The sequence below is a fragment of the Modestobacter sp. VKM Ac-2983 genome (assembly GCF_026967885.1).
In the GTDB taxonomy this organism is placed as follows: domain Bacteria; phylum Actinomycetota; class Actinomycetes; order Mycobacteriales; family Geodermatophilaceae; genus Modestobacter.
On sequence record NZ_JAPVBK010000002.1, the window covers coordinates 1,101,023 to 1,121,221 of the forward strand.

The 20,199-nt window shown below is 75.6% G+C and carries 19 protein-coding genes; 2 read left to right on the plus strand and 17 right to left on the minus strand.

Annotated elements, in window-relative coordinates; all coding sequences use genetic code 11:
• Window positions 1-13 precede the first annotated feature (13 nt).
• The 8 genes from scpB to O2W18_RS11710 all read right to left on the minus strand — a co-directional run bounded on the left by scpB (window position 14) and on the right by O2W18_RS11710 (window position 7,198).
• Window positions 14-937 (minus strand): SMC-Scp complex subunit ScpB, encoded by a 924-nt coding sequence (gene scpB / locus O2W18_RS11675; protein ID WP_269187678.1) that lies wholly within the window; start codon window positions 935-937, stop codon window positions 14-16.
• The gene (locus O2W18_RS11680) at window positions 934-1,770 is read right to left on the minus strand and encodes a segregation and condensation protein A (RefSeq protein WP_269187679.1); all 837 of its coding nucleotides are present in this window, start codon (window positions 1,768-1,770) and stop codon (window positions 934-936) included. Before O2W18_RS11680 ends, scpB begins: the two co-directional genes overlap by 4 nt.
• A 43-nt stretch (window positions 1,771-1,813) precedes the next feature.
• Window positions 1,814-2,296, minus strand: a complete 483-nt coding sequence (locus O2W18_RS11685; RefSeq protein ID WP_269187680.1) for a hypothetical protein — start codon at window positions 2,294-2,296, stop codon at window positions 1,814-1,816.
• A gap of 41 nt (window positions 2,297-2,337) precedes the next feature.
• Window positions 2,338-3,261, minus strand: coding sequence for a ParA family protein (locus O2W18_RS11690; RefSeq protein WP_269185413.1), 924 nt, complete (start codon window positions 3,259-3,261; stop codon window positions 2,338-2,340).
• A gap of 243 nt (window positions 3,262-3,504) precedes the next feature.
• Window positions 3,505-4,488, minus strand: coding sequence for a site-specific tyrosine recombinase XerD (gene xerD, locus O2W18_RS11695; RefSeq protein ID WP_269187681.1), 984 nt, complete (start codon window positions 4,486-4,488; stop codon window positions 3,505-3,507).
• Window positions 4,467-5,582 (minus strand): alanine dehydrogenase, encoded by a 1,116-nt coding sequence (gene ald / locus O2W18_RS11700; RefSeq protein WP_269187682.1) that lies wholly within the window; start codon window positions 5,580-5,582, stop codon window positions 4,467-4,469. The genes xerD and ald overlap by 22 nt, the downstream gene beginning before the upstream one ends.
• A 150-nt stretch (window positions 5,583-5,732) precedes the next feature.
• On the minus strand, window positions 5,733-6,269 hold the full coding sequence (locus O2W18_RS11705; RefSeq protein WP_269187683.1) for a dihydrofolate reductase family protein: 537 nt from the start codon (window positions 6,267-6,269) through the stop codon (window positions 5,733-5,735).
• Window positions 6,266-7,198: a helix-turn-helix domain-containing protein gene (locus tag O2W18_RS11710; RefSeq protein WP_269187684.1), complete on the minus strand. Its 933-nt coding sequence runs from the start codon at window positions 7,196-7,198 to the stop codon at window positions 6,266-6,268. The genes O2W18_RS11705 and O2W18_RS11710 overlap by 4 nt, the downstream gene beginning before the upstream one ends.
• A gap of 123 nt (window positions 7,199-7,321) precedes the next feature.
• Here O2W18_RS11710 and O2W18_RS11715 point away from each other — a divergent pair, with 123 nt between their 5' ends.
• Entirely contained in the window at window positions 7,322-7,960 is a 639-nt protein-coding gene (locus tag O2W18_RS11715; protein ID WP_269187685.1) for a hypothetical protein, read from the plus strand.
• Here O2W18_RS11715 and O2W18_RS11720 read toward each other — a convergent pair.
• From O2W18_RS11720 to steA, 9 genes are read right to left on the minus strand one after another with little or no spacing between them, the layout of a single operon-like run.
• Window positions 7,945-8,358, minus strand: coding sequence for a GlcG/HbpS family heme-binding protein (locus O2W18_RS11720; protein WP_269187686.1), 414 nt, complete (start codon window positions 8,356-8,358; stop codon window positions 7,945-7,947). The genes O2W18_RS11715 and O2W18_RS11720 overlap by 16 nt on opposite strands.
• Before the next feature lie 50 nt (window positions 8,359-8,408).
• Window positions 8,409-8,993, minus strand: a complete 585-nt coding sequence (locus O2W18_RS11725) for an NUDIX domain-containing protein (protein WP_269187687.1) — start codon at window positions 8,991-8,993, stop codon at window positions 8,409-8,411.
• The gene (locus O2W18_RS11730) at window positions 8,993-10,732 is read right to left on the minus strand and encodes a CTP synthase (RefSeq protein ID WP_269187688.1); all 1,740 of its coding nucleotides are present in this window, start codon (window positions 10,730-10,732) and stop codon (window positions 8,993-8,995) included. Before O2W18_RS11730 ends, O2W18_RS11725 begins: the two co-directional genes overlap by 1 nt.
• Window positions 10,689-13,124: a hypothetical protein gene (locus O2W18_RS11735; RefSeq protein WP_269187689.1), complete on the minus strand. Its 2,436-nt coding sequence runs from the start codon at window positions 13,122-13,124 to the stop codon at window positions 10,689-10,691. Before O2W18_RS11735 ends, O2W18_RS11730 begins: the two co-directional genes overlap by 44 nt.
• The gene (locus tag O2W18_RS11740; protein ID WP_269187690.1) at window positions 13,124-14,272 is read right to left on the minus strand and encodes a glycosyltransferase family 4 protein; all 1,149 of its coding nucleotides are present in this window, start codon (window positions 14,270-14,272) and stop codon (window positions 13,124-13,126) included. The genes O2W18_RS11735 and O2W18_RS11740 overlap by 1 nt, the downstream gene beginning before the upstream one ends.
• Complete coding sequence (gene murJ / locus O2W18_RS11745) at window positions 14,269-15,897, minus strand: murein biosynthesis integral membrane protein MurJ (RefSeq protein ID WP_269187691.1); 1,629 nt, start codon at window positions 15,895-15,897, stop codon at window positions 14,269-14,271. Before murJ ends, O2W18_RS11740 begins: the two co-directional genes overlap by 4 nt.
• Before the next feature lie 46 nt (window positions 15,898-15,943).
• The gene (locus O2W18_RS11750) at window positions 15,944-16,804 is read right to left on the minus strand and encodes a hypothetical protein (RefSeq protein ID WP_269187692.1); all 861 of its coding nucleotides are present in this window, start codon (window positions 16,802-16,804) and stop codon (window positions 15,944-15,946) included.
• 14 nt (window positions 16,805-16,818) lie between these two features.
• Complete coding sequence (locus O2W18_RS11755) at window positions 16,819-17,772, minus strand: copper transporter (protein ID WP_269187693.1); 954 nt, start codon at window positions 17,770-17,772, stop codon at window positions 16,819-16,821.
• A complete protein-coding gene (steA, locus tag O2W18_RS11760; protein ID WP_269187694.1) occupies window positions 17,769-18,953 on the minus strand; it encodes a putative cytokinetic ring protein SteA in 1,185 nt (394 codons plus the stop codon). The genes O2W18_RS11755 and steA overlap by 4 nt, the downstream gene beginning before the upstream one ends.
• Before the next feature lie 165 nt (window positions 18,954-19,118).
• Here steA and O2W18_RS11765 point away from each other — a divergent pair, with 165 nt between their 5' ends.
• A complete protein-coding gene (locus O2W18_RS11765) occupies window positions 19,119-20,189 on the plus strand; it encodes a TetR/AcrR family transcriptional regulator (protein WP_269187695.1) in 1,071 nt (356 codons plus the stop codon).
• The last annotated feature ends 10 nt before the right edge of the window (window positions 20,190-20,199 follow it).

Genomic DNA, 20,199 nt, shown 5'->3' on the forward strand with positions numbered 1-20,199 from the left:
GCGAGCTGACCGCTCAGGAGTCGGGGTGCTCGTCCAGCATCGAGGCGGTGTCGGGCAGCAGCGGGGCCAGCGCGGGCAGCTCGTCCAGGCCGGTGAGCCCCAGCCGCTCGAGGAACAGTGGCGTCGTCACGTACAGCCCTCCTCCGGTGTCCGGGTCGGAGCCGGCTTCGCGGATGAGCCCGCGGGAGACCAGCGTGCGGACGACGGCGTCCACCCCGACCCCGCGGATCGCGGACACCCGGGCCCGGGTCACCGGCTGCCGGTAGGCGATGACGGCGAGGGTCTCCAGCGCGGCCTGGGTGAGCCGGCTGCGCTGACCCTCCAGGAGGTGCCGCTCGACGACCGGAGCGTGCTCCTCCCGGGTGTAGAGCCGCCACCCCTCCCCCACCCGGCGCAGGGTGATGCCGGCCCGCCGGCCGTCGTAGTCGGCGGCCAGTGCGGTCAGCTCAGCCCGCACCCGGGCGACCGGGCAGCGCAGCGCCGCGGCCAGCGAGGTCTCGTCGATCGGGGAGTCGATGACGAACAGCAGCGCCTCCAGCCCGCCCCGCACCGCCGCCGGCTCCAGCTCCTCGTCCATCGCCTCGTCGGTGACCGGGCCCGCGGTCACCGACTCCTCGACCGGGGCCTCCCGCTCGGGGACCTCCTCCAGCTGGACCGGGGGCGCCGCCGGTGCCCGGCCCAACCGCGCCGGGTCCAGCTCCCGGTCGGGGACGTCGCCGGGCGGTGGCGCGGCCGGGGCACCGAGGTCGGCGGCCAGCTGGGCGGCCACCTGCTCCCAGCCGGCGACCACGGCTTCCTCGTCGTGCTCCTCCAGGGTCGCGGCGAGCTCGGCGGCGACGGCGTCCCAGGAGAACGGTGGCGGCACCGCCTGCTCCGTCCCCTCTGCACCGTCGGGGTCGACACCGCCCGGCCGGTCGTCGTCCGGCTGGTCGCTCATCCGTACTCCTCCAGGTGCTCGGCCGTGTCCGCGTCGATGGTGTCCGCGTCGATCTCGTCGGGCAGCCGGCCGCCCACCAGCGCCGGCCCGGTCCAACGCACGTGCAGCTCCCCCAGCGGCGCCACCTGGTCGAAGGTCACCAGCTGCTGGCGGTACAGCTCCAGCAGCGCCAGGAACCGCGCGACGACCTCCAGGGTGTGCGCGCAGTCGCTGCTCAGCGCCCGGAACGTCGCCGTCCCGGCGGTGGCGACCCGGCTGCGGACCAGCAGCAGCTGCTCGGTGACGCTGACCGCGGGGGCGTGCAGGTGGGAGACGCTCACCGTCGGGGGTGGCTTGGGCACCAGCGCCTGGTGCGCGATCGCCGCGAACTGCTGCGGGGTCACGCCCAGCAGCACCTCGGGCAGCAGGTCGGCGAAGCGCTGCTCCAGGTCCGCGTTGCGAGGGAAGCGACGGGCCGCCTCGGCCTCGCGGCCGCGGAGGAACTCCGCCGCCCGCTTGTAGGCGCGGTACTGCAGCAGCCGGGCGAAGAGCAGGTCCCGGGCCTCCAGGACGGCGAGGTCGTCCTCGTCCTCCACGTCGGCGGCGGGCAGCAGCCGGGCGGCCTTCAGGTCCAGCAGCGTGGCGGCGACGACCAGGAACTCACTCGCCTGGTCCAGGTCCAGCTCGTCCCCGAGGGCCCGCAGGTGGGCGATGAACTCGTCGGTGACCGTGGAGAGCGCGATCTCGGTGACGTCGAGCTTGTGCTTGCCGATCAGCTGCAGCAGCAGGTCGAACGGGCCCTCGAAGTTGGTCAGCCGGACGGTGAACCGCCCGTCCGCCTGCCCCGTCGTCACCGGACCAGCCTAGGAGCCCGCCCGGCGCCCGCAGCTGCCCCGCTCAGTGCTTGCGCAGCCGGCGGACGAGGACGGAGTTCTCGCCGTGCACCTCGAGGTCGTCCAGCAGGACGGCGATCGCCTCGCGGACGATCCGGCCACGGTCGGTGGCCACACCGTGCTGGCCGCGCAGGGTCAGCCGGGCGGTCTCCAGGGCGAGCAGCTCGTCGGCCGAGCAGTAGACGGTGATCTTCTCCTCGTGCCGGGTGCGCCCCTTCTCGGTGCGCGCCCGGGTCTGCTGCGGCCGCAGGGGAGCGGGCGCCGGCATCGTGGCGCGGTGCGAGGCCAGCTCGTCGACGACGATGCGCGGTGCGCCACCGGCCACGTCGGGCACCAGCGCGAGCGGCGGGACCTCCGCCGGGCCCACCGCCGTGGCCGGGGAGTCGCCGTCGGCCCGGCCGTTGGAGCGCAGCGCGGGCGAGGACTGGGCGGCGGCGAGGGTCGACAGCTCGGTGACCGGCGCCGGCTGCGGCGCCGTGTCGGTCATCCGGAACAGCTCCGAGGCACCCGGGAGCACGGGCCGACGCGTCACAGGGCGAGCACCTCCTTGGCCAGGTCGCGGTACGCCGCAGCGCCCGACGAGGTGGGGGCCCACTGGGTGATCGGCTGACCGGCGACGGTGGTCTCCGGGAAGCGGACCGTGCGGGAGATGACGGTCTGGAAGACGGTGTCGCCGAAAGCCTCGACGACCCGGCTGAACACCTCGCGGCAGTGCACGGTCCGGGTGTCGTACATGGTGGCGAGGATCCCGGAGATCTCCAGGGACGGATTGAGCCGCTCCTTGACCTTGTCGATCGTGTCGACGAGCAGCGCGACCCCACGCAGCGAGAAGAACTCGCACTCCAGCGGGATGATCACGCCCTGCGCGGCGGTGAGCGCGTTGACCGTCAGCAGCCCCAGGGAGGGCTGGCAGTCGATGAGCACGTAGTCGTAGTCGGCGCGCACCGCGGCCAGCACCCGCATGAGGGTCTGCTCGCGGGCGACCTCGCTGACCAGCTGCACCTCGGCGGCGGACAGGTCGATGTTGCTGGGCACCAGGTCCAGCCCGGGGATGCCGGTGGCCACCCGGACGTCGGCCAGCGTGGTCGCCGGCTCCATCAGCGCGTTGTAGATGGTGCGGTCCAGCCCCTGCGCCGGGACGCCGAGCCCCACCGACAGCGCGCCCTGCGGGTCCAGGTCGACCAGCAGCACGCGGCGGCCCTGCTCGACCAGCGCGGCACCGAGGTTGATGGTCGACGTCGTCTTGCCGACCCCGCCCTTCTGGTTGCACATCGCGATGATCTGCGCCGGCCCGTGGGAGGTGATCGGCTTGGGGTCGGGCAACTTCCGCTGCCGGGCCTTGGCGGGGTCGACGCGGCTCGTCGGGACGCCCATCTCGGCATCGCCCGCCGGGGCCCCTCCGCGCGGGAGCGCGACGGCGGAGGCCGCCGCCTCGGCTCGTCTCGACGACATCGCTTCTGCCTCTTCCCTGGGCTGTCCGGACCGCGGCTCCCGGTCGGGGCGCGGCGGGGAACGCGCACTGCCGGCAGGGGGAAGCCGCCGGTCCGTTCTCCCACCGCTCTTCTCGGCAGCCCCCCGCCCGACCGTGACCACCCCGGGGCAACATGTCGACATCGCCGGCGCCGAGACCGGGCTGGCGGCTGCCTCCGGGGTGTCGAGGCAGCCGTCAGCCCGATCTCGGCCCGCGGGCGGGGGTCAGCGCAGGGCGCGGGGGTGGCTGGTGGCGTAGACCTCGCGCAGCCGTTCGACGGTGACCAGCGTGTAGACCTGCGTCGTCGTCACCGAGGCGTGCCCGAGCAGCTCCTGCACGACGCGGACGTCGGCGCCGCCGTCGAGCAGGTGGGTGGCGAAGGAGTGCCGCAGCGTGTGCGGGGAGAGCTCTGCGGAGATGCCGGCCCGCTCGGCGGCGTCCCGCAGGATCGACCAGGCGCTCTGCCGGGAGAGCGGCCCGCCACGGGCGTTGAGGAACAGCGCTCCCCCGCGGACCCCGGACCGGGCCTTCTCGGCCAGCGCCGGGCGGGCCCGGACCAGGTAGTCCTGCACCGCCGTGACCGCGTAGCTGCCGACCGGGACGACGCGCTCCTTGCCGCCCTTGCCGGCCAGCCGCACCGCCGCCCTGCCGGGGTCGCCGGACAGGTCGAGGTCGTCGACGGCCAGCCCGACCGCCTCGGAGATCCGGGCGCCGGTGCCGTACAGCAGCTCCAGCAGCGCCCGGTCGCGCAGCCCCCGCGGCCCCTCCACCGACGCCGCCGCGTTCAGCAGCGCCTCGACGTCGGTCACCGGGATCGCCTTGGGCAGCCGCCGGGCCGGGGCCGGTGGCCGGACCTCCGCGGCGACGTCGTCGCTGACCAGCCCGTCGAGCAGGGCGAACCGGTGCAGCCCGCGGACGGCGACCACCGCGCGGGCCGCCGAGGTCGCCGACAGCGGCGGGTGGTCGTCGTCCCCGGAGCGCAGGGCGACCAGGAACGCCGCGACGTCGGACTCCCCCACCTCGCCCAGCCCCCGGACGCCGCCGGCGGTGAGGAACTCCGCGTACCGGCGCAGGTCGCGGCGGTAGGAGGCGATGGTGTTGGCGGCCAGCCCGCGCTCGACGGTCAGGTGGTCGAGGTAGCCGGTGATCGTGCGCTCGACGGCGGGGCCGGCACTGGTGAGGACCGTCAGGACAGCACCTCCTGCCACGGCACGCTGGGCAGCGCGTGGGCGTCGGCGACGCCGGCGTGCACCAGCTGCCCGCCGGCGACGTTCGCCCCGCGGGCCAGCACCGGGTCGGCGGCCAGCGCGGCGGCCGTCCCCTGGCCGGCCAGCGCCAGCACGTAGGGCAGCGTGACGTTGGTCAGCGCGTACGTCGAGGTGTGCGGCACCGCGCCGGGCATGTTGGCGACGCAGTAGAAGACCGAGTCGTGCACCCCGAACGTCGGGTCGTCGTGCGTGGTCGGCCGGGTGTCCTCGAAGCAGCCCCCCTGGTCGACGGCGATGTCGACCAGCACCGAGCCCGGCTTCATCCGGGAGACCAGCTCGTTGCTGACCAGGGTGGGCGCCTTGGCCCCGGGCACCAGCACGGCACCGATCACCAGGTCGGCGTCCAGCACCGCCCGCTCGACCTCCAGGGCGTTGGAGGAGACGGTCTGCAGGTGCCCGCGGTAGAGCCGGTCGGCGGCGCGCAGCTTCTCCAGGTCCCGGTCCAGCACGGTCACCTGGGCCTGCATGCCCAGCGCGATGGTGGCCGCGTTCATCCCCGACACCCCGGCGCCCAGGACGACGACCTTGGCCGCGTGCACGCCGGAGACGCCGCCCAGCAGCACCCCGCGGCCGCCGGAGGCCCGCTCCAGCGTGTGTGCGCCCACCTGCGGCGCCATCCGGCCGGCGACCTCCGACATCGGGGCGAGCAGCGGCAGCGCTCCCCCGTCGGTCTGCACCGTCTCGTAGGCGATCGCGGTGGTGCCGGCGGCCAGCAGCGCGTCGGTGCACTCCCGCGACGCGGCGAGGTGCAGGTAGGTGAAGAGGGTCTGGCCGGCGCGCATCCGGCCGAACTCCTCGGCGATCGGCTCCTTGACCTTGAGCAGCAGGTCGGCGGCGGCCCAGACGTCGTCGGCGGTGGACAGGATCTTCGCGCCGGCGGCGGTGAAGTCGGAGTCGGGGATCGACGAGCCCACCCCGGCGTCGGCCTCGACGAGCACCTCGTGCCCGGCGGCGACCAGTTCGGTCACCCCGGAGGGGGTGAGCGCGACCCGGTACTCGTGGTTCTTGACCTCTCGGACGACTCCGACCCGCATCTGCCCTGACTCCCGGTCTCGGCAGCCGACCACCGGGATGTCGGTGGTGCCACCGCGTCTGGGCGGCCCGGTCCGGGCGCGCCTCGGGCGGAGTGTAGGCACGGACGGGCGCTGAGGTGTGTCAGCCACCACCTCCTGGCCCGCCGGGGTTCAGGTCGGGGACGGTCGGACGACGTCGTAGCGCACGCAGAGGAACTCGCCGTTGCGGGCGCGCTCCCGGACCACCAGCTCGACCCGGCGCGGCAGCAACGGCGCGCCGCCGCCCAGGGTCACCGGGGCGATGGCGACCACCACCTCGTCCAGCAGCCCGCGGTCGGCGAACTGGCCGGCCAGGTCCCCGCCGCCGACGACCCAGACGTCCCGCCCGGCCGCAGCCTCGACCATCGCCGCGTGCACCCGGGCCGGGTCCTCGGCGGTGAACCGGAGGTCGGCGCCCGGCGGTGCCGTGAGGTCGCGGTGGGTGAACACCCAGGTGGGCTTCTCCGGCAGCCAGTCGGGGTCGTGCTCGCGGACCCACAGGTAGGTCGTCGCACCCATGACCACCGCGCCGATCCCGGTGATGAAGCCGTCGTAGCCCATCGGCCCGCCGGCGTCGTTCTCCCGGCTGAGCAGCCAGTCCAGCGAGTGGTCGACGCTGGCGATGAAGCCGTCCAGCGAGGTGGCGGTGTAGTAGACGGTGCGGGTCACGAGCTCCTCCTGGTCAGCCAGTCGATCGGGTCGCCGGCGTCCACCCCGACGCCGGCGGCGCGGAACCAGTGCCGGGCCAGCTGCCGCCGGTGCGCGCCGAAGGTCAGCACGTGGGCGACCACGCTGCCCAGCACGAAGGTCTCCGGCGGGTCGCAGAGCGCGTCCACGAGCCGGTCGCCCCAGGCGCCCCGCCGGGAGACGTCGCGCACGAAGGCGAGCCACCGCGGCGCGGCCTCGTCGTGCCGGGCCAGCAGGGCGACCGGGTCGTCCGCGGCGCGGTCGGGGTGGTCGGCGCCCTCGACCGAGGCCAGCCACACGTCCGTCGTCCAGACCAGGTGGTCCAGCACCGCGGCCAGCGACTCCTCCGGACCGTCCCAGGGCAGCACCTCCAGGCCCGGCACCCGGGGCCGCCGGTACTCCTCCTCGGGCAGGCCCGTCGCCAGGTCGAGCAGCGCGCGGGTGTCCTCCAGGGCGTGGTGCACCAGCAGGGCGGTGACCTCGTCGCCCCCGCGGGCCCCCTGCTCGCCGGTCACCCACAGCGAGGTGGGCGGGTGGAAGTGGACGCCGTTGGGGGCGGGCAGCCAGTGACCGTCGCGGGTGTGCGCGGCACACGGCTGACCCGGCGTCCGGCCGTAGGCCCGCCGGAAGGCCCGGCTGAACCCCTCCACCGACTCGTACCCGGCGGCGAACGCCGCCTCGGTCACGCTCGCCCCACCGGCCAGCTGCCAGGCCGCGCGCTCCAGCTCCACCCGGCGGCGGAGCGCCACCGGCGACTCCCCCGCTCCCCGGGCCACCTGCCGGCTGAAGTGCCAGGGCGAGGCGAACGCGTCCCCGGCCATCTCGGTCAGCGTGCGGTTGCCCTCGTCGAGCACGGCGTCCAGCAGCTCGCGGAGCCGGTCGCGCCCGGTTGGGGCCTGGTCCGACGTCATGGGAGGAGTCTGGCCGTCACCGCGGCGCCGGCACCCGACCGTTCTTGCTCGGATCGCCGTCCCGGCCGCGGTGGCGCACCATCCCGGGGACCCACCGCGCCGCGAACACCCCGGAGCTGCCCGATGCGCCTGTACGCCGACCGTCCTGATCACCGCACCCGGCAGCTGACCGCCGACCTGGGGCTGGTGGCGTGGGCGGTGCTGTGGGTGCTGGTCGCCCGGTCGGTGCGCGGGGCGGTGCTGGTGCTGGCCGAGCCGGGCCTGGCGGTGGCCGACCTCGGCCGGTCGATCTCGGACTCGATGGGGACGGCGGCCGGCGTCGCCGACGGGATGCCCCTGGTCGGCGACGAGCTCGCGGCCCCCTTCGGCGCGCTCAGCGAGGCCGGGGGCTCGGTGACCGGCGCCGGGCAGGACGCCTCGGACGCCGTGCACACCCTGGCCACCGTGCTCGCCGTCGTGCTGGTGCTGCTGCCGGTGGGCTGGCTGCTGGTGCGCTGGCTGCCCTGGCGGCTGGGCTGGCTGCGCGAGGCCCGGGCGACCGATCGACTGCTGGGCGGGGTCCCGGACCTCGAGCTGCTGGCCGCCCGGGCGATGGCCACCGCCCCCCTGTCCCGGCTGGCCCGCCTGCCGGCCGGCACCGGGGCCGGCTGGCGGGCGGGCGACCCGGCCGCGCTGCACGCGCTGGCCGGGCTGGAGCTGGAGCGTCTCGGGCTCCGGTCGCCCGCCCGCCCCTCAACCGGCGGAGGTCAGCTGAGGGAGTAGCCGCAGGCCGCGACGGCGGCGGCGCAGACGTCCTCGTCCTGCTGGCCGGTGCCGCCACTGCCGCCCAGCGCGCCGAGCAGGGTGCCGTCGGAGTACACCGGCACGGCGCCGGTCTGCGGGGTGAACTTGCCGCCGGTCATCGTGGTGATCGCCGAGGCGAAGTTCGGCATCGGCTCCATCTTCGCCTTCTGCGCCGCGCTCGGAGCGCCGTAGGCGGCCGCCGTCCACGCCTTGCCCTGGGCGACGTCGGCGGAGATCCACGGTGCGCCGTCCATCCGGACGAAGGCGACGAGGTGGCCACTGGGGTCCATCACGGCGAAGGACATCGGGACGCCGAGCGTGGTCGACTCCTCCCGCGCGGCCTGGAGCAGGGTCAGGGCCTGGTCATGTGTCAGCACCGGGCCACCTTCGCCCGCGGGTGGGTCCGGGGGCAACCCGGACCCACCCGTCACACCGCGTCGAGCGGGCGGAGCCGGGGCGTGGTGGCCCGGACCTGTGCGGCGGCCAGCACCCCGATGACGGCGAGGGAGTTGCGGATCTTCCCGTCGAACACCCACTGGACGGCCTCGGCCAGCGGCACCCGCTCCACCGTCATGTCCAGCTCCTCGTGCTCGACGGTGAAGCCGTCGGGGCGGGCGACGTCGCTGAGCCCCTCGGCCAGGTAGAGCACCACGAGCTCGTCGCAGAAGCCGGGCGACGGGTGCTGGGTGGTCAGCAGCGACCAGCGCTCGGCCGACAGCTGCACCTCCTCGGCCAGCTCGCGGCGGGCGGTCTCCACCGGCGGCTCCCCGTCGACGTCGCGCAGCCCGGCCGGCACCTCCCACAGGTGCTCCCCGACCGGGTGCCGGTACTGGCGCAGCATGACCACCCGGTCCTGGTCGTCCAGGGCCACGATGCCGACCGCGCCGGGGTGGTGCACGACCTCGCGGCCGCTCTCCCCACCGCCGGGCATCGCCACGGTGTCCTTGCGCAGCGAGATGATCCGGCCGGCGTAGAGCTCCTCGGAGGCCAGGACCTCGTACTCGTGCGCCATCAGATCCCGACCTGCTCGCCCTCGGGCACCGGCAGCCGGGCGGCGTCCTGGTAGTCGGCCGCGGCCTGCACGAAGGCGGCGAACAGCGGGTGCGGCCGGGTGGGCCGGCTCTTCAGCTCCGGGTGCGCCTGGGTGCCGACGAAGAACGGGTGGACGTCGGAGGGGAGCTCGGCGAACTCGACCAGGGTGCCGTCGGGCGAGGTGCCGGAGAAGACCAGCCCGGCCTCGGTCAGCCGGTCGCGGTAGGCGTTGGCCACCTCGTACCGGTGCCGGTGCCGTTCGGTGATCTCGGTCGCGCCGTAGGCGGCCGCGACGACCGAGCCCTTCTGCAGCGCGGCCGGGTAGCTGCCCAGCCGCATGGTGCCGCCCATGTCGCCCCGGCCGGCCACCACGTCGAGCTGGGTGGCCATGGTGGAGATGACCGGGTCCGGCGTCTCCGGGTCGAACTCGGTGGAGTTGGCGCCCTCGATGCCGGCCAGGTCCCGGGCCACCTCGATGACCATGCACTGCAGGCCCAGGCACAGGCCCAGGGTCGGGATGCCGTTCACCCGGGTGTGCCGGATCGCACCCAGCTTGCCTTCGATGCCGCGAACCCCGAACCCACCGGGGATGCAGACGCCGTCCACGCCGGCCAGCGCGGCCGCCGCGCCCTCGGGGGTCTCGCAGTCGTCAGAGGGCACCCAGCGGATCTGCACCCGCGAGCGGTGCGCGAAGCCGCCGGCCCGCAGCGCCTCGGTGACCGACAGATAGGCGTCGGGCAGGTCGATGTACTTGCCGACCAGCGCGACGGTGACGGTCTGCTTCGGGTCGTGGACCCGGTCCAGCAGGTCGCCCCACACCGTCCAGTCGACGTCCCGGAACGGCAGCCCGAGCCGCCGGACGACGAAGGCGTCCAAGCCCTCGCGGTGCAGCACCTTGGGGATGTCGTAGATCGACGGGGCGTCGGGGCAGGAGATGACCCCCTCTGCCTCGGTGTCGCACATCAGGCTGATCTTGCGCTTGAGGCCCTCGCTGATCTCCCGGTCCGAGCGGCAGACCAGGGCGTCGGGCTGGATGCCGATGCTGCGCAGCGCGGCGACCGAGTGCTGGGTGGGCTTGGTCTTCAGCTCACCGGAGGGCGCGATGAAGGGGATCAGCGAGATGTGCAGGAAGAAGCAGTTGTCCCGGCCGATCTCGTGCCGCACCTGCCGGGCGGCCTCCAGGAACGGCAGCGACTCGATGTCGCCCACCGTGCCGCCGACCTCGGTGATGACCACGTCGACCCGCTCCGGGCCCTCTGCCACGGCCATGATGCGGGACTTGATCTCGTTGGTGATGTGCGGGATCACCTGCACCGTGTCGCCCAGGTACTCCCCGCGCCGCTCCTTGGCGATCACGTCGGAGTACACCTGGCCGGTGGTCACGTTGGCCCGGCCGGTGAGGTCGGTGTCCAGGAACCGCTCGTAGTGCCCGATGTCCAGGTCGGTCTCGGCGCCGTCCTCGGTGACGAACACCTCGCCGTGCTGGAAGGGGTTCATCGTCCCCGGGTCCACGTTGAGGTACGGGTCCAGCTTCTGCATCGTGACCCGCAGGCCACGGCTGGAGAGCAACGCCCCCAGAGAACTTGCTGTCAGTCCCTTGCCCAGTGACGACACGACGCCGCCGGTGACGAAGACGAACTTCGTCGGCTGGGAGTTGGGGAGAAGAGGTCCGCGGTCACGAGGTTCTGCCAGTCGACCCACGGACGCCCACGTTAACACGGGTCCCGGGGGCCTCCGGCGCCGAGGCCGGCGCCTGGTCCGGGGACGGCCGCCCGGCCTGCTCGTCGCCCGGTGCACCGGCGACCAGCCAGACGAGCAGGGGCACCAGGACGGTGGCGGCGGTCGCCGGGAGGGCGACGCCGCTGTCGTTGACCAGGGCGCCCAGGGTCAGGCTCAGCGCGACCGCGGTGAGCCCGGCCCGCAGCGCCCGCACGTCGGCTACGGGCAGCCCGGCGGCCGGCCGGCCGGGGCGGCTGCGCAGCAGCCCGCCGGGGCGCAGCAGCCACACCCCGGCGACCAGCGCGACCAGCAGCATCCAGGCCAGCGGGCTGCCCAGCAGGATGTTGAGGTTGGCCTGGGCCTTGCGGCTCACCACCGTCCAGGCCTGGCCGTCCAGGACCTGTCCGACGAAGCGGCCCAGGTGGCTGCGCTCCTCGGCCGGGCCGAGCCAGTCGAACACCGCGACGGTGCCGACGGCCAGCACGGCGACGGCGAGCACCGCCACGAGCCGGACGACGGTGACCCGGATCCGGCCCAGCAGCATGCCCAGCACCAGGAAGCCGGGGACGGCGGCCAGCACTCCCCCGAAGTCCCGGCCCAGCGACGGTGCGCCGATCACCACCACGGTGCCCACCCCGGCCACCAGCACCGGCAGCAACCAGTGGCGGCGGCCGGGCGCCCGCACCCGGCGGGCCACCGACGCAGCCGCCGCGGCGGTGAGCAGCAGGGAGCTGACCGCCAGCAGCCCGAAACTGAGGTTGCCGTACCCGGTGAAGCGGCCCGCCACGATGGCGTCGTAGCCGAGCAGGCCGTCGAGCTCGAGGTGGGAACCGGTGAGCACGTCCGCCACCAGGGTGGCCAGCGTCAAGGCCAGGACGGCGATCGCCGGGCCCAGCCGGGTCCGCCGCCACGGCCCCAGCGCGGCGACGGCGGTCACCACGAGGGTGCAGCCGAGCACCGAACCGGCCAGCGCCGCCCGGGGGGCCGAGCTCAGCTCCCAGGGCACCAGGTTGGCGAGGTAGGTCGAGATCGGGACGGCGGCGACGGCCAGCGCGGCGACCCGCAGCGCCGCCGTCCGCCGCCGTCCCGGGGTGCGCCGCTGCAGCCAGCCACGCACCCGCCTCCGGCCGCGGGCCCGGCCGGGCAGCCAGCCGGACGCCCAGCCGCCGAGGCCGAGCATGCCGAGCGCCACCAGCGCGCCGTTGAGCAGGACCAGCAGCCAGAAGGTCGTGCTGGTGCTGCGGTAGTGCACGACGGCGCGGGTGTTGATCTGCTCCAGCTCGGCGATCGCGGTGGCCAGGTCCGGTCGGTCGCCGGCCACCCGGAAGGGCTGACCGTTCATCGAGGGGACCGGATCCAGGCCCAGCGCCCGCAGGATCGTGGGTGCGACGTCGATCAGCTGCACGAAGGGCACCCGGCCCGTGCTCGCGCTGGTCAGCCAGCCCGGCGGCACGCCCGGCCCGCTGGCCAGGCCCACGTGCAGCTGCGGCCGGCCGCCGTTGACCTCGGAGACCCCCTGGAGCAGGAGGAGCGTGTCCCCGGGGAGCTCGGCCACCGCGTCGCGGAGCCGGCCGATCGTCTGGTCGATGACCGCCAGTGCCGCCTCGCGGCGGGAGGGCTGGGTCCCGGTGTCGGTCTCCTCGACGGCCGGCGCGCCGGCATCGGTGAACTGGTCCAGCGAGACGACGGTCAGCGGACACTCGGCCAGCAGCGCGGCGACCTCGGCCGGCTCGGTCGGCAGCCGGTCGCGGACGGTGAACTCGCCGGTCTCTCCCGCCACGGCCAGCGAGCCGGCGCGGCCGACGACCGTGCTGCACCCCACCGCCTCTCCGAGCGCACCGGGCTCGGCGCCGAACCGGGCGGTGGCCTCGTCGGCGGCCACCCGCGCGACGGTCTGCCGGGGCTCGGCGAGGCCGACGTCGGCGACCTGCTCCTCCAGGCCGCACCAGGACAGCCGGGTGTCCGGCTGCACCGCGGCCGGGCCCTCCTCGGCTGCGGCGCCGCCCGGGGCCGCGACGTCCTCGTCCGGGATCGGGACGCTGGGCAGGGACACCGGCGGGACCGGTTCGACCGGGCCGGGGTAGCGGGCCCGGTTGCCCGCCCCGAGCGTGGCCCAGCCGTCCAGCAGGCAGGTGGTGGGCCGGGCGGCCCGCACCGACAGCACGCCGATGGCGGACTCCTGGGCCAGTGCCCAGAGCTCGGGGGTGCGCTCGGGGTCCAGGTCGGACCACGTCAGGCCGGCGACCCCGACGTCCACCACCCGGGTGGCCGACCACGGCTCCGCGGACGCGGCCGCCACCGGGCCGGCGGTGCCCACCAGCAGCCCGCCGACCAGGGCGAGCAGGACCAGGGAGGCCGAGAACAGGCGCAGGACGGCGCCCGGTCCGCTCATCACCGCTCCCCGGGGGGTCCGAGCAGCTCCCGGTAGAGGTCGACCAGGGCGGCCGCGGTCGCGGCCTCGTCGGGCCAGGTGGCCGCCTGGCGCGGGCCGGCCGCTCCCAGCCGGGCGATCTCGGCCGGGTCGGTGAGCACCCGGACGACGGTCTCTGCCAGCGCCGCCGCGTCCCCGAAGGGGACCAGCTCCGCCGCGTCCCCGACCAGCTCCGGGATCCCGCCCACGGCGGTGGCGACCAGCGGCGTGCCGGCCCGCAGCGCCTCCTGGGCGGTCAGCGAGCGTGCCTCCCAGACCGAGGGGAGCACGCACGCGTCCGCGGCGCCGAGCAGGTCGGCGATGTCGGTGCGCCGGCCCAGCAGGGTCACCGGCAGCCCCTCGGCGGCGATCCGCCGGGAGAGCTCGTCGGACAGCGGACCGTCCCCGGCGATGGCCACCAGCGGCTCCGGACGCAGTCGCGGGTCGGCCGACCACCGGGTGACGGCGTCCAGCAGCAGGTCGTACCCCTTCTGCGGGTGCAGCCGCCCGATCGCCACGATCAGCGGCCGGCGGTCGTCGTCCAGCCCGAGCCCGCGGCGCACCTCCCGGCGGTCCCGCCGGGCGGGGCCCAGCGGCGGGGCGGACACCGGGGCGACCCGCACGTCGCGGGCGCCGAGCCGGCGGGCGTTGTCGGCCAGGTCGCCGGAGGCGGCCAGCACCACGTCGGCGCCGCGGACGGTGGCCCGCTCGGCGGCCTGGAGCACGCGGCGGCGGAGCCCGCCGCCCCCGGGCAGCGCGTTGTGCAGCGTGAGCACCAGCGGCCGACGACGCCGCCCGGCCAGCGCACGGGCCGCCGCGGCGACCAGCCCGGCCCGCAGCCCGTGGGCGTGGACCAGGTCCGCCCCCGCGGTGGCCCGGCGCAGGGCGTGGACGGCGCGCAGGTCGGCCACCGGGTCGAGCCCTGCGGAGATGCCCACCGGACGGAAGTCGGCGCCGGTGGCGGTGAAGCCGAACAGCTCCTCGGTCGCCTGCGGGCCGCAGACCCGCACGGCCGCGCCCGCGCGGGCCAGCGCGGACAGCACCGAGCGCAGGTGGGTGCCGACGCCGCCGGTGCTGGTGGCCAGCACCTCCGCGATCCGGCGTCCGGTCAGGAGAGGCTCGTCGGTCATCGGTCCCCTCCTGGTGCGTCGGCCCCCCGCAGGCCCTGCACGGCCGCGGTCAACGGCCGCCGGGAGGTCCCCATCATGACCGCCGCGGCGACCACCAGCACGACCCCGCCGGCCGCCAGCCCGACGCCGACCGCGGCGAGCACGCCGTCCCCGGGCACCGGGTCGGCACCCAGTGCCCGGGCGGTGAGCAGCCCGGCCGCACCCGCGAGCCCGCCGCCCAGCAGGGCCGGCCCACCGGTGCGGGCCACGCCGGCCAGCGCACCCGGACCTGCCTCCCGGGCCACCACGACCAGCAGCGCGATGCCGGCCACGGTGACCCCGATGCTGTGCCCGGCGCCCAGCGCGAGCGCGCGGTCGGCCAGGGGCAGCACCGCGGCCAGCACGAGGTCCGCGGCGACGGCGACCAGCCAGCCACCGACCACGCAGACCGTCGGCGCCCGCCAGGACCCCCGGGCGTACAGGGCCCGCGACAGCAGCGCGACCAGCCCGTAGCCCACCAGGCCCGGGGCGAAGGCGGCGATCGTCGCCTGGAGCGCGGCTGCGGCGCCGGCGTTCTCCGGGGCGGCCAGGAACACCCGGGCCATCGGCCCGGAGACCGCGACCAGGCCCGCCGCCGCCACCGCACTGCTCACCACGGTGAGGACGACGGCCGGCGCCAGCGTCCGCCGGTACCCCTCCTCGTCCCCGATCGCGGCCCGTTCGGTGAGCCCCGGGTAGACCGAGGTGGCCAACGGCACGGCGAGCGCGGCCCACGGCAGCAGGAAGACCGTCATCCCGGCGAAGTAGGCGACCTGGGTGCCGTCGGGCCCCGCGGCGGCGAGCCGGATCGCGACCAGGGCGACCAGCTGCTGGCCGGCGAGGGTGAGCACCCCGGCCAGCGCCAGCCGGCGCACCCGGGGCGCCGCCCCGACCGGGAAGCGGAGCGCGGGCCGCAGCCCCAGCCGCAGCCCGCGCAGCGGCACCAGCAGGGACGCCGCGAGCGCGAGGACGCCCAGCGTCGTCCCCACCCCGAGCACCAGCTCCGCCGGGGTGGACAGCCCGTCGACCTCGCGGCTGCCGTCGAGGCCGGCGAACAGCAGGTAGGCGGAGGCGACCACCAGGGTGGACAGCAGGGGCGCCAGCGCGGGCCCGGCGAAGCGACGGTGCGCCTGCAGCACGCCGGTCAGGACCACGGCGATGCCGTAGAGCACCACCTGCGGGGCGAAGACGACCAGGAAGCGGGCGGCCAGCTCGACCTCCGCCGCGTCGTCCCCGAGCAGTGCACCGGCGATCGGCCGGGCGAAGAGGGCGAGCAGTGCGGCCAGCGGCACCAGCACCAGCAGTGCCCAGCCCAGCAGGGCGTTGGCGGTGCGGCGCACCTGCTCCCGGTCCCCGGCGGCGATCCCACCGGCGAGCATCGGGACGACGAGGCTGGCCAGCGCGCCACCGGCGACCACCTCGAAGACGATGTTCGGCACGTTGTTGGCCGCGACGTAGGTGTCCGCGGTGCTGCCGGCCCCGACCGCGTTGGTGAAGACGACGGTGCGCCCGAAGCCGGCCAGCCGGGCCAGCAGGGTGAGCACCGAGATCAGCAGCGCCGCCCCCGCCACGCCCCGCACGACCCGGCGACGGGTGGTGCTGGTCATCGCCGGGCTCGCCCGGGAGGGCGCCCCCCGGGGTGTCGCACGGCGGTCACGCGCGGCGGCGGCCGAGCCGGTCGAGCTCCCGCAGGCCGGGGGTCGACTCGATGACCCGGGTGAAGCTGACCTTCTCGCTGGCCAGGGTGAGTGCGGTGACCACACCGAGCAGGCCGGCCCGGGAGCCCCGGCCCGGCAGCGCGGCCAGCCGCAGGCCGAGCAGCGCGCCGACGGCGTTGGCCCCGCAGTCGCCGAGCATGACCTGCTCACCGAGGTCCGCGGGCAGCACGGCCAGGCCGGCACCCAGCGGACCGGCGGCCAGCCCACCGGCGGGGCCGCCCACGGTCGCCACGGACAGCAGCACGGCGGCCTTCGCAGCGCGGCCGGGACGCAGGTCGAGCAGGTTGAGCAGGTTCGCCGTCCCGGCGATCAGGCCGGTGGTCAGGACGCCGTCGACGATGGCCGACGCCCCGCTGCCGCGGCGGGTCAGCACGGCGGCGACCGCAGCGGCGGCACCGATCCCGGCGACCTTCACCGCCCCCGCCGACACCCGCCCCGCCCGTAGTGCGGCCAGGTGGCCGGCCAGACCCTTGTCCCGGGCCTGCTCCGGCCGGGCGCCCGCCAGGTCGTCGTAGCCGCCGACCGCACCGGCGACGGCACCGACGACGGCGGCTGCCGCCCGCTGGCCCGCCGGGGCGCCGAGCACCGCCGACCCGGTCGCCGCGGCGGCCAGCACCGGGCCACCCAGCAGGGTCACCGGGCGCCCGGCGTAGTTGGTGCGCCGCCACGGTGCCCCGGTCGGCCGGGCCGTCAGCGCGCCCGCAGCGGCCAGCCCCGCCCGCGCGGCCACCGCGGCACCGGCGGCCACCGCGGTGCGCCGGTTGGCAGCGCTGCCCACGAGACGGGCGCTGCTCACGAGACGGGCGCTGCTCACGAGACGGGCGTGGGCACCGGCTGGGTGCCCTCCCCGACCCCGTACTGGCCGGAGTTGCCCGTCGATTCGGCGACGAGCGCGAGCACGGCGCTGATCCGGCCGGCGGGGGTGTCCACGTTGTCGATGGTCGACAGGCCGTCGGAGACCGGACGGTCCGCACGGACCGCACCGACCAGGCCGCCGTCCTCCACCGCGGCGAGGTCACCGGCGATCACGGCGCCGGAACCCCGGGCGTCCATGGCGGTGGCCAGCTGGACCAGGGCGGTGGTCCGCTCCTCGGCGTCGTCACCGGTGGCGGTGCCCGCGGTCAGGAGCACGGCGAAGTCGGCGGCGGCCACGGAGGACGTGTCCCGGCTGAGCACCTCGAGCTCCTCCAGCCCGGCCAGCACCGAGGCGGTCGCCGCCGGATCGGGGACGAGTCCCGCCTCCTCGCTACCGGGGCCGGGGACCACGAGCACGTCGGCCAGCACGTCGGCCAGGAGCTCGCCGGTGTCGTCGGTCGCCGCCGGGGTGGTCCCCGGCGGCAGCCCCGGGCCGGTCAGGTAGCTGCGCAGGCCGGCCTCGTTGGCCGGGTCGCCGAACCCCTCCGGGAGTCGCAGGGCACCGGTGACGGTGGCCCCGGCGTCGGCCAGCAGTCCGGTGACCCCCTCGACCACCTCGACCGGGACCTCGTCGCTGCCGATGACCAGCAGCACGCTGCGGTCGATCAACGTGCCGGCGACCAGGCTGGGCCCGACGGCCTCCTCGAAGCCGCCGACCTGGTCCAGGGCGACCTGCAGCTGCTGGGTCTCGTCCTCCAGCATCCGCTTGTCCTCCTGGAGGGCGGCCACCTGGTTCTGCAGGTTCGTCAGCACCGGCCCGTTCAGCTGGGTGGTGCCGATGACGATCCCCAGGGCCACGGCCAGGAAGACCGCGATCAGGGAGACCAGGTGGTAACGGAAGTCGATCACGAGAAGAGGTTCTCCAACCAGAACACGAAGCTGTCCCATTGGTCGATGAGCAGGTCGAGGTAGACGCGGCCGGCGGTGGACACGGCGAGCGCAGCGGTGATCGACAGCAGGGCGGCGAGCACGAGGAGGACGAGGGCCAGGGTGGAGATCCGGCTCCGGTACAGCCGGCTGACCCCCTTGGCGTCGACGAGCTTCCCGCCCAGCCGCAACCGGGTGAGGAAGGTCGAGGCCATGCCGCCACGGCCCTTGTCCAGGAACTCCACCAGCGTGGCGTGGGTGCCGACGGCGACGATCAGCGTCGCGCCCTTCTCGTCGGCCAGCAGCATGGCGATGTCCTCGCTGGTGGCCGCCGCCGGGAAGGTGATGGCCTCGACCCCGAGGTCGGTGACCCGCTGCAGACCGGGAGCCCGGCCGTCGGGGTAGGCGTGCACGACCACCTCGGCGCCACACCGCAGCACGGAGTCGCTGACCGAGTCCATGTCGCCGATGATCATGTCCGGCTGGTAGCCGGCCTCCTTGAGCGCGTCGGCGCCGCCGTCCACGCCGATGAGCACCGGGCGGTAGTCCCGGATGTAGGGGCGCAGCGCCTGGAGGTCCTCCTTGTAGTCGTACCCCCGGACGACGACCAGCACGTGCCGCCCCTCGATCTGGGTCGTGACGTCGGGGACGCCCACCCCGTCGAGCAGCAGCGCGCGTTCGCGCTTCATGTACTCCATGGTGTTGGTGGCGAAGGCCTCCAGCTGCGCCGAGAGACCGGCCCGCGCCTCCGCCATCGCCGTGGCGATCGTGTCCGGGGTCTGCTCCACGCCCTCGGCCACGACCGTCTCACCGGCGTAGAGCCGGTTGCCCTCCAGTCGGACCTCGGTGCCCTCCTTGAGCTGGGAGAGGACCTCCTTGCCCACCCCGTCGACCAGCGGGATCCCCGCCTCGATGAGGATCCCGGGGCCCAGGTTGGGGTACCGCCCGGAGATGCTCGGCGAGGCGTTGACGACCGCCGCGACCTTGCCCGCCACGAGCGAGTCGGCGCTCACCCGGTCGATGTCCAGGTGGTCGATCACGGCGATCTCGCCGGGCCGCAGCCGCTTGGTCAGGTTCTTGGTCCGCCGGTCGACGCGGACTGTTCCGCTGACGCCGGGAGCCGTGTCCGACGACCGTCCGCGCCGCAGGGTGCCGATGCGCATGGCGTCCATCGTCCCACGGGCCAACAGATGCCCAGCCCCCCGACGCGCGAGCGAGGTCGACCAGTCACGTTGAGTGAGCGACACCAGGTACGGGGCAACTCGCCGTGCTGATCACCGCGCGTCGCTGCCCCGGGACGGGACCGGCTCGTCACTAGCGTGACTGCTGTGACTGCAGGGGCCTCCGCGCGCCGGAGTACAGCGACCGACCTGCTCGCCGACGACGCCGACGCGCCGGACGTCGAGCCCATGAACACCGTCGCCCGCGAGCCGGCGGGCGCAACGGCCGAGGACGCGGATCCGCCGTCCGCCCGGGTGGTCCCCTTGCCGTCCCGGCCGCCGGTGCCCGCCGCCGTCCTGCCCACGCCCGTCACGGCGTCCCCCGTCACCGCACCTGTGACTGCACCTCCTGTCACCGCGCCCACCGCCGCGGTGCCCACCGCCGCGGTGTCCACCTCAGCGGTTGCGCCGAACACGACGGAACGTCTGCCGGCCGAGCCCGCGGCCGAGGTGCCGGCCGACCGGGCACCCGAGGCAGCCGGTCCGCAGGCGGCTGACGCCGCGGATGCGTCCGGCCCCGGCCGCCGGGCCCGTCGCCGGGAACGTCGGGGCCCCGACCTGCGGGAGCAGCGGCGCCTGCGGACCCGCGAGGCCATCGTCGACGCGGCGGCCGAGCTGTTCGCCGCCCGCGGCTTCGACCACGTCAGCGTGCTCGAGATCGCCCAGCGCGCCGGCGTCGTGGAGAAGACCGTCTTCAACCACTTCCCGGTCAAGGAAGGGCTGGTCTTCGAGGCCGACCCCCCGATGCGCGCCGCGCTGCTGGACGCCGTCCGCCGACGCCCGGCCGGGGAGTCCGCGGCCACCGCGGCGGGCAGCTTCGTCGTCGCCGCGGTCAGCCAGCTCGGCTCCCCCGCGGCAGCCGAGGGCGTCGCGGAGATGGCCCGGGTCATCCGCGCCAGCCGGACGCTGCAGGCCCGGGAGCGCGAGATCCTCGGTGCGCTGACCGACACGCTGGCCGAGCAGATCACCTTGGAGACCCGCGCGTCCGCCGGGGAGCTGGAGCCGTGGCTGGCCGCGAACGCCGTCATGGGTCTGTACTCGGCGCTGCTGGAACTGGCCCGGGACCGGGTGCTGGCCGGTGCGTCGGGCCCGGAGCTGGTGGCCGAGCTGCGGGCCCGCGGCCGGCGCGGGCTCGCGCTGCTGCAGTTCGGCCTGGCCGGGTACGCCAGGCGCCCCTGAAAGAGTTGAA